This window comes from uncultured Intestinimonas sp., from assembly GCF_944387725.1.
In the GTDB taxonomy this organism is placed as follows: Bacteria; Bacillota; Clostridia; order Oscillospirales; family Oscillospiraceae; genus Intestinimonas.
In genome coordinates this window covers 1-8,039 of the sequence record NZ_CALXGA010000083.1, presented here as the reverse complement: position 1 = coordinate 8,039, position 8,039 = coordinate 1, and the positions used below count along the sequence as shown (strand labels likewise).

The following is an 8,039-nucleotide window of genomic DNA, read 5'->3' as shown; positions in this document are numbered from 1 at the left end:
CAAGGAAAAATTGCGCCGTCCAGGGGGCAAAAGCCCCGCCGGTTGGGCATGTTGACATGTTTCAAACAAGCCCTAGCTGGTCAAATTTTAATCCAAACTCACCTGTACATCAGGGGGATTTTATGGTATGATATAAAAAGGAAGTGCTAACTCCCAAAGGGGGAAGATGGAAGCGGGCAGGGCGTCCCCTGCCCGGTATAAGGAGGCGCACGGATGCAGAAGAAGAATCGAGCTCCCCACGGCGGCGGAGGCATCGGAGGACGGGACGCCAGGCGGGAGCCGCACCCGGCCTCACGTCCACAGCCCCCCTGGAGTGCGCACCCCCCGGCCCTGGCGGCGCCAACCGGCCTGCCGCCCCCTTGAGGCTGTGAAACGTGCGGAGACGCGCCGGATTTTTACACAATTTACAGCATATTTTATCCCAGCGCAGCCTATAGAAAGCACGGGGAACACACCCCTAAAATAAGGATAAAAACGACGAAAAAAGGAGAGAGTGGAACGCGCCATGAACGAGAAAGCACGCAGCCGGAAGACCCTCCACACCCAGATTCTGCGGGGTTTTATCCGCGTCATCCTGTTGATCTGCGTCCTGGGGCTTGTGACCCTTGGACTCCAGGGATTCCTGTACCGGGAGTACCAGTCCCTTGACCATGCGGAGGAGAGCCGGCTGGAAATCCAGCATGTCATCATCTCCCACTATGTCTGGCGTGCGCAGCTGAACAGCAGCCTCCAGAACGGGACCGAGTTTTCGGGCAGCCTGGACCCTGCGTCCTGCTCTCTGGGACAGTGGTTTCAGCAGAACCTGAACAGTATTCAGTCGGACCCGGAGCTCACTGCCCTGGTCCAGCAGGTGGAGAAGCCCCACACAGAGATGCACGCGACGGCCGAGGAGATCCTCCAGCTCGGCCAGACCAATCCCGACGCCGCCCTCCGCCGGATTGCGCAGGAGGTGGAACCCTACACCGAAGAAGTTATCCAAATTTTGGATGAAGTTGACGGCTACTACGCGCGTCAGGTAGTCAGCGCCAGAAACGACTTTCGCGGGCTGCTGCTGATTGGCCTGATCGTGACCGCCCTCGTCACCATGGGCATCGCCGCCTACGCGATCATGTACGGCACCCGCCTGGCCAAGCGCATTTCCAAGCCCGTGGTGCGCATGGCCGAATGGGCCAACCGGCTGGCCATGGGCATGGTGGAGTCGGAGGCTGACGAGGAGTTCCGCCGCATGAAGGAGGAGAACAAGGACAACGAGGTGGGCGCCATGATGGTGGCCTTTCAGTCCATGGCCGACAACATTGAGCAGAATGTACATGTGCTCCAGCGGGTGGCCGAGGGGGATATGACCGCCTTTGTCCATATCCATTCCCCCCAGGACAGCCTGGGCAAAAGCCTCTATCATCTGGTGCAGTCCAATGACAACATGTTTAATGAGATTGTGGAGGCGGCCCAGACGGTGGCCTCCGGCTCCGGCCAGATTGCCGACGTCAGCCACTCCCTGGCGGAGAGCGCCACCGAGCAGGCTGCAGCGGTGCAGCAGCTGTCCGACACCATTGCACATGTCAGCGACTTCATCCAGCGCAACGACGAGCAGGCCCAACACGCCAAACAGATCACCGACCAGATCAAGAAGGACACCGAGATCAGCAACCAGCACATGAAGCAGCTGGTGGACAGCGTCATGCGGATTCAAGAGGCCTCGCAGCGCATTTCCGCAGTGATGAAGTCCATCGACGACATCGCCTTTGAGACCAATGTGTTGTCCCTGAACGCCGCCATTGAGGCTGCCCGGGCAGGGGCTGCCGGCAAGGGCTTTGCCGTTGTGGCGGAAGAGGTGCGTTCTCTGGCGCTGAAGAGCGCGGAGGCGGCTCAGGAGAGCAAGACCCTCATCCAGAGCAGCATTGACCAGGCCGAGCAGGGCAGCACCATCGCATCGGAATCGGCCGAGATATTCGACGCCATCAGCAATGAGATTCTTCAGATTGTGAGCATTGTGGAGCGGGTGTCGGCCCTCTCCGCAGAGCAGATGGAGGGCATCACTGCGGTCAGCGAGCAGATCAATCAGATTGCCGAGGCCGCCTCCAGCAACGCGGCCATCAGCGAGCAGTCCAGCGCGTCCAGCCAGGAGATGAACCATCAGGCTGAAATCCTGCGCAAGAGCATGTCCCACTTCCAGCTGCGCCAGCGGGTCCAGGGGGAGGCCTTTATTCCCCCGGAGAAGCGGAACGACCCGGATTTTATCAGGGCTGCCAATGAGGCCTACAAGCAAGCTGAACAGACGGGACGGTTTGGACGGGAGTACATCGACCCGGACAGAACCGCATCCTGATCGGAAGCCCGTCAAGCCAGCGTCCGAAGAGGACCGTCTCTGTCCGTATCGCACAGAGACGGCCCTCCCGCGTCCGGGAAACATATCCTTTGATCTGCCTGCAAAAAGCAGGCAGGAAAAGCCGGTGGGCTTCCTCTGAATGAACTGCACCCCACTTGTTATTCAGTATACCATACTGTCTAACAAATGGGGTGCAGTTCACCTCAGGGGGGCCCACCGGTAAATTTTATTGCGAGATACATTGAGATGCCCGCTTGCAGAAACAGCGCCGCCCGGAGATTGTCCTGGCCGCTTTCCTATGAAAACCAAAGGACAGTCATTCAAAAGGACCCGGCGCCCCGATAGTCCGTTTGCGCTATTTCATAAGAAAATATTCATTTTTTGTTGTAATTTTACACGATTTTAGCCGCCAATACGGCAGAAAAGTCTTCAAAAATCAGGCTTTCTTTTTCCGGGAGAGGTGGTACAATAGTGTCCACTGAATAAACTGCAAGGTGGTTTATTCGCGCGGCGCCGCCGCCCTATGAAAAAGGAGGAATTCACGGATGAAAGCCAAGACTGTCCAAGCCGCCCCCGACCTGCGCTACTTACAGATGCTCGCCCGCCAGTACCCTACGGTCCAGGCGGCCAGCAGTGAGATCATCAACCTCCAGACCATTCTGAACCTGCCCAAGGGCACGGAGCACTTCATCTCTGACGTCCATGGGGAGTATGAGGCCTTCCTCCACATCCTCAACTCGGCCTCCGGCGTGGTGCGGGAGAAGGTGGACGCTCTCTTCGCCACCAGCGTCTCCAAGGCCGACCGGGACCAGCTGGCCACCCTCATCTACTATCCCGAGGAGAAGCTCTCCGAGGTGGCCGCCCACACCCAGGACCTGGAGGAGTGGTATCGCATTACTCTCCACCGGCTCATCGACGTGTGCCGGCTGGTGACCTCCAAATACACCCGCTCCAAGGTCCGAAAGGCCCTGCCCAAGGAGTACGCCTACATCATCGACGAACTCATCAACACCAACTACGAGTTTCACAACAAGCGGGACTACTACGAGAACATCATCTCAACCATCATCGACATTGACCGGGCTGAGGGCTTTATTGTGGCCGTCTGCAACCTCATCAAGCGGATGGTGGTGGACCGGCTCCACATGGTGGGGGACATGTTCGACCGGGGCCCTCGGGCCGACATCATCATGGACGCCCTGATGGACCACCACAACGTGGACATTCAATGGGGCAACCACGACGTGCTGTGGATGGGGGCCGCCACCGGCAGCCGTACCCTGGTGGCCACCGTCCTGTCCAACTCCATTCACTACAATAACCTGGAGGTCATCGAGACTGGCTACGGCATCTCCCTGCGGCCCCTGGCCATCTTCGCCAACGAGGTCTACCGGGACTGCGACTGCTCCTGCTTCGCCGCCAAGTTCGCCGGGGACGACGCCGACGCCTACACCGAAAAGGACAAGACCCTGGCCGCCCGGATGCACAAGGCCATCACCATCATCCTCTTCAAGCTGGAGGGCCAGAAAATCCTCCGCAACCCCGGCTTCGGCATGGAGGACCGTCTGCTGCTGGACAAGATCGACTATGAGCACAAGTGCATCACCATCCAGGGAGTCAAGTACGACCTGGCAGACACCAACTTCCCCACCGTGGACCGGGAGCACCCCTACGACCTCTCCCCCGAGGAGGACGAGGTCATCGACCAGCTCACCGAGTCCTTCCAGCGCAGCGAAAAGCTCCAGAAGCACGTCCGGTTCCTCTACACCAAGGGCTCCCTCTACAAGGTCTTCAACGGCAATCTCCTCTTCCACGGCTGCATCCCCCTCACCTGCGACGGGCAGATCATGAGGTTCAGCATGGTGGGCTGTAAAAACCTGGGGGGCAGGGCCTTCCTGGAGCACGCCGAGATGGTGGCCCGGCAGGGCTACTACGCCAAGCCCGGCTCCCCCGAGCGGATCGCCGGTCAGGATTTCCTGTGGTTCCTCTGGTGCGGACGCAACTCCCCCCTCTTCGGCCGGGACCGGATGACCACCTTTGAGCGGCGGCTCATCAAGGACGAGTCGGCCTGGACCGAGCCCAAGAACGCCTATTACACCTTCTACAATGACCCCGCTGTCTGCGACATGCTCCTGGCTGAGTTCGGCCTGGCGGGGCCCCACTGCCACATCATCAACGGACACATGCCCGTCAAGTCCAAGAAGGGGGAGAGCCCCTTCAAGGGGAGCGGCAAGCTCATTGTCATTGACGGCGGCCTGTGCCGGGCCTATCAGTCCACCACCGGCATCGCCGGCTACACCCTCATCTACAACTCCAACTGCTACCGCATTGTCTCCCACAGGCCCTTCTCCGGCAGGCAGGAGGCCATCAAGGAGAACAAGGACATCGCCTCCACCTCGGAGGTCTTCGAGCGCATGGAGCGCCGGGTGAAGATCGCCGGCACGGACATTGGCAGCGAACTCCAGCAGCAGGTGGACGACCTGAAGGCCCTCCTCCACGCCTACCGCATGGGCGAAATTCTCGAGGACCACCGGGTTTGAGCCCTTTCCCCATGTGTCAGACCCTGCCGCAGGATGGGATTTTCGGGCCCAATTCCAAAAGATACCCCTCAAAAAGCTGGAAGAGCGCCGGACATGGCGCTCTTCCAGCTTTTCTCACCGCTGGGCACATTGCGATGTTTCAAATAAGCTCTATACGTTGAAGCGGAAGAGGATGATATCCCCGTCCTGAACCACATAGTCCTTGCCCTCGGAGCGGACCAGCCCCTTCTCTTTGGCGGCCGCCATGGAGCCGTTGGCCTTCAGGTCCTCAAAGGAGACCACCTCCGCCCGGATGAACCCCCGCTCGAAGTCGGAGTGGATTTTGCCGGCGGCCTGGGGGGCCTTGGTCCCCTTGGTGATGGTCCAGGCCCGGCACTCGTCCTCTCCGGAGGTCAGGTAGGAGATGAGGCCCAGCAGGGCGTAGGATGCCTTGATGAGCCGGTCCAAACCGGATTCGGAGATGCCCAGGTCCTCCAGGAAAAGGGCCTTCTCGTCGCTCTCCAGCTGGGCGATTTCGGCCTCCAGCTGGGCGCAGACCGGGATGACCTGCGCCCCCTCCTGGGCGGCCACCTGGGCCACCTGCTGGTAATAGGGGTTATTCTGGCAGTCGGAGAAGCCGGCCTCGTCCAGGTTGGCGGCGTAGATCACCGGCTTTAGGGAGAGGAGCTCAGACTGAGCAATGAGGGCGGCCTCCTCCTCTTCGCACTCGTAGGAGCGGGCAGACTTGCCCTCGTTGAGCCAGTCCATGAGGCCCTGGAGCACCTGTGCCTCATGGGCAGCCTTCTTGTCCCCGGTCCTGCCCAGCTTGGCGCACTTGTCCAGGCGGCGCTGGACCATCTCCATATCGGCCATGATGAGCTCAATGTCGATGATCTCAATGTCCCGCAGGGGGTCGGTTGAGCCCTCCACATGGACGACGTTGGGGTCGTCAAAGCAGCGGACCACATGGACAATGGCGTCGGTGGCCCGAATATTGGAGAGAAACTTGTTGCCCAGGCCCTCTCCCTTGGAGGCCCCCTTCACCAGCCCGGCAATGTCCACAAACTCGATGACGGCGGGGGTGGTCTTCTTGGGGTGGTAAAGCGCCGAGAGCCAGTCCAGGCGGCTGTCGGGGACGGCCACCATGCCCACATTGGGATCGATGGTACAGAAGGGATAGTTGGCGCTCTCCGCGCCGGCGTTGGTGATGGCGTTGAACAGGGTGGACTTTCCCACATTGGGAAGCCCCACGATTCCTAATTTCATATCTATCTTTACCTATCCAGAAAGCCTAGATTTTACGGGCTTTCCGCCTTTCTCTTTATTTTGCCTGCACCTTTTTTCTTAGGGCTTATTTGAAACATGTCAACATACTCAGCCAGCGGCCCAAAATCCCTCGCCGCCGGGTACATCGCCAATTATCAAGCAAGCCCTAAACATCCGTTCTCTGGCAGATGCCCTTTCCATATTCTCTGCCTTTAAGATTTTTCCCATTGTATGGACTCCTTTCTCACTCAAAAAGAGCCCAGCGCAACTATGAAGTATAGCACAAAGACTCCGTTTTTTCAATCGCAACCGTTGATTGCCGGCGCCCGTCTCATAAATGTAATTTTGCACAAAACTGAGGATTTGGACACCGCGGATATTGCGGTGAGCGCACCGTGGTTGTCCCCTTATAGAAACTTCACCGCCGTGCCATAGGCCAGGACCTCGGCGTCCCCCTGGGTGAGCAGCGCGGTGCTGTAGCGCACACAGACAACCGCGTCCGCCCCCAGGGACTCCGCCTCCTTCACCATGCGCCGGGTGGCCAGGGACCGGGCCTCGTTCAGCCGCCCGGCCCAGTCATGGACCTCCTCGCCGTCCTCCGCCGGGCCGGGGCCCTGGACGGCGCTCCCCTGGACCAGGCCCAGGGTCTCGATCTCCAGGCCGGAGATGCGCTCTGTGGTGGTCAAAACCATAGCTGCTTTCCTCCTGTGTCAGCGATTTGTTGGTTTCATGATAACCACTCCCGGCGGACTTGTCAACCGGCCGGACGGCGCGGAGGCTTTTCAAAAAAGCCTTGACAAAGCCGCCATGTACTGGTATACTATTTCAGCAAAATAAAGTAGGAGCGGTACCCCCGTCCTCACCTCCAGCCGCTGGCAAAGAGGTCAACATGGAAAACATTCCGCCGCCCTGCGGCGCGGTTTACCTTGTCGATTGCGGGTACCCTTCCGGGTGTCCGTCTTTTTTTGACTAGAATTTAGGAGGTGCTTTCGTATCAGCAACATGAGTCATCAGATCAACGACGAGATCCGGGACCGGGAAGTGCGGCTGATCTCCGAGACGGGAGAGCAGCTTGGCATCATGCCGGCCCGGGAGGCTCTGGCCAGGGCCGAGGAGGCCAGCCTGGACCTGGTGAAAATCTCCCCCACCGCCAATCCCCCAGTCTGCAAGCTGATGGATTACGGAAAGTTCAAGTTCGAGCAGTCCAAGCGGGAAAAGGAAGCCAGGAAGAATCAGCGCGTCGTGGAGATCAAAGAGGTGCGTATGTCCCCCGGCATTGATGTCAACGACTTTAACGTCAAGCTCCGCAACGCCCAAAAGTTTTTGGCCGAGGGCAACCGGGTGAAGGTCACCGTCCGATTCCGCGGCCGGGAGATGGCCCACACCGACATCGGCCGGAAGCTTCTGCTGAAATTTGCGGAGGACTGCGCCGAGGTGGCCGTCATGGACAAGGACCCCAAGCTGGACGGCCGCCACATGAACATGTTCCTGTCCCCGAAGGTCTCCAAGGACGCCAAAAAGTAACGAAAAGGAGTCAACAGATATGGCTAAGATCAAGCTGAAGACCCACAGCGGCGCGAAAAAGAGATTCAGCCTCACCAAGACCGGCAAGGTCAAGCGTGCCCACGCTTTCAAATCCCACCTGCTCAACGGCCACGGCAAGGACACCAAGCGCAAGAGAGGCCTCCGCGCCGGCGCTTACGCGGACAAGACCAACGAGCCCGCCATTAAGCGCATGATTCCCTATAAATAAGAATCTTTCACCATACTATAGGAGGCAAATCAAATGGCTAGAGTCAAGGGCGCGATGATGACGCGCAAGAGAAGAAGTAAAATCCTCAAGCTGGCCAAGGGCTACTGGGGCGCCAAGAGCAAGCACTTCAAGATGGCCAACGAGCAGGTCATGAAGTCCCTGAAGTACGCCTACA

The 8,039-nt window shown here is 59.0% G+C and carries 7 protein-coding genes; 5 read left to right on the top strand and 2 right to left on the bottom strand.

Going from position 1 to position 8,039, the window contains the following annotated elements; genetic code table 11:
- Positions 1 to 505: 505 nt before the first annotated feature.
- Both Q0K09_RS09840 and Q0K09_RS09835 read left to right on the top strand, forming a co-directional pair.
- Positions 506 to 2,326, top strand: a complete 1,821-nt coding sequence (locus Q0K09_RS09840) for a methyl-accepting chemotaxis protein (protein ID WP_294475786.1) — start codon at positions 506 to 508, stop codon at positions 2,324 to 2,326.
- Between the two features lie 545 nt (positions 2,327 to 2,871).
- Positions 2,872 to 4,866 carry a fructose-1,6-bisphosphatase gene (locus Q0K09_RS09835; RefSeq protein WP_294475785.1) on the top strand — a complete coding sequence of 665 codons (1,995 nt, stop codon included), beginning with the start codon at positions 2,872 to 2,874 and terminating at the stop codon, positions 4,864 to 4,866.
- 150 nt (positions 4,867 to 5,016) lie between these two features.
- Here the strand turns inward: Q0K09_RS09835 and ychF are convergent, their stop codons facing one another.
- Together ychF and Q0K09_RS09825 are read right to left on the bottom strand one after the other, a co-directional pair.
- Positions 5,017 to 6,111 carry a redox-regulated ATPase YchF gene (gene ychF / locus Q0K09_RS09830; protein ID WP_294475783.1) on the bottom strand — a complete coding sequence of 365 codons (1,095 nt, stop codon included), beginning with the start codon at positions 6,109 to 6,111 and terminating at the stop codon, positions 5,017 to 5,019.
- 407 nt (positions 6,112 to 6,518) lie between these two features.
- Positions 6,519 to 6,803, bottom strand: a complete 285-nt coding sequence (locus Q0K09_RS09825; RefSeq protein ID WP_294475781.1) for a heavy metal-binding domain-containing protein — start codon at positions 6,801 to 6,803, stop codon at positions 6,519 to 6,521.
- A gap of 310 nt (positions 6,804 to 7,113) precedes the next feature.
- Here Q0K09_RS09825 and infC point away from each other — a divergent pair, with 310 nt between their 5' ends.
- The 3 genes from infC to Q0K09_RS09810 all read left to right on the top strand — a co-directional run.
- Entirely contained in the window at positions 7,114 to 7,635 is a 522-nt protein-coding gene (gene infC / locus Q0K09_RS09820; RefSeq protein WP_294475779.1) for a translation initiation factor IF-3, read from the top strand.
- A gap of 19 nt (positions 7,636 to 7,654) precedes the next feature.
- Positions 7,655 to 7,864, top strand: a complete 210-nt coding sequence (gene rpmI / locus Q0K09_RS09815; RefSeq protein WP_130850464.1) for a 50S ribosomal protein L35 — start codon at positions 7,655 to 7,657, stop codon at positions 7,862 to 7,864.
- A gap of 33 nt (positions 7,865 to 7,897) precedes the next feature.
- Positions 7,898 to 8,039, top strand: a 142-nt coding sequence (locus Q0K09_RS09810) for a 50S ribosomal protein L20 (protein WP_294475788.1), incomplete at its 3' end; no start/stop codon positions are given.

What these genes read in the sequence shown, in the direction of transcription:
- Q0K09_RS09835 (WP_294475785.1), top strand. Translation starts at nt 2,872, where the DNA reads ATGAAAGCCAAGACTGTCCAAGCCGCCCCCGACCTGCGCTACTTACAG.
- ychF (WP_294475783.1), bottom strand. Translation starts at nt 6,111, where the DNA reads ATGAAATTAGGAATCGTGGGGCTTCCCAATGTGGGAAAGTCCACCCTG.
- infC (WP_294475779.1), top strand. Translation starts at nt 7,114, where the DNA reads ATGAGTCATCAGATCAACGACGAGATCCGGGACCGGGAAGTGCGGCTG.
- Q0K09_RS09840 (WP_294475786.1), top strand. Translation starts at nt 506, where the DNA reads ATGAACGAGAAAGCACGCAGCCGGAAGACCCTCCACACCCAGATTCTG.
- Q0K09_RS09825 (WP_294475781.1), bottom strand. Translation starts at nt 6,803, where the DNA reads ATGGTTTTGACCACCACAGAGCGCATCTCCGGCCTGGAGATCGAGACC.
- rpmI (WP_130850464.1), top strand. Translation starts at nt 7,655, where the DNA reads ATGGCTAAGATCAAGCTGAAGACCCACAGCGGCGCGAAAAAGAGATTC.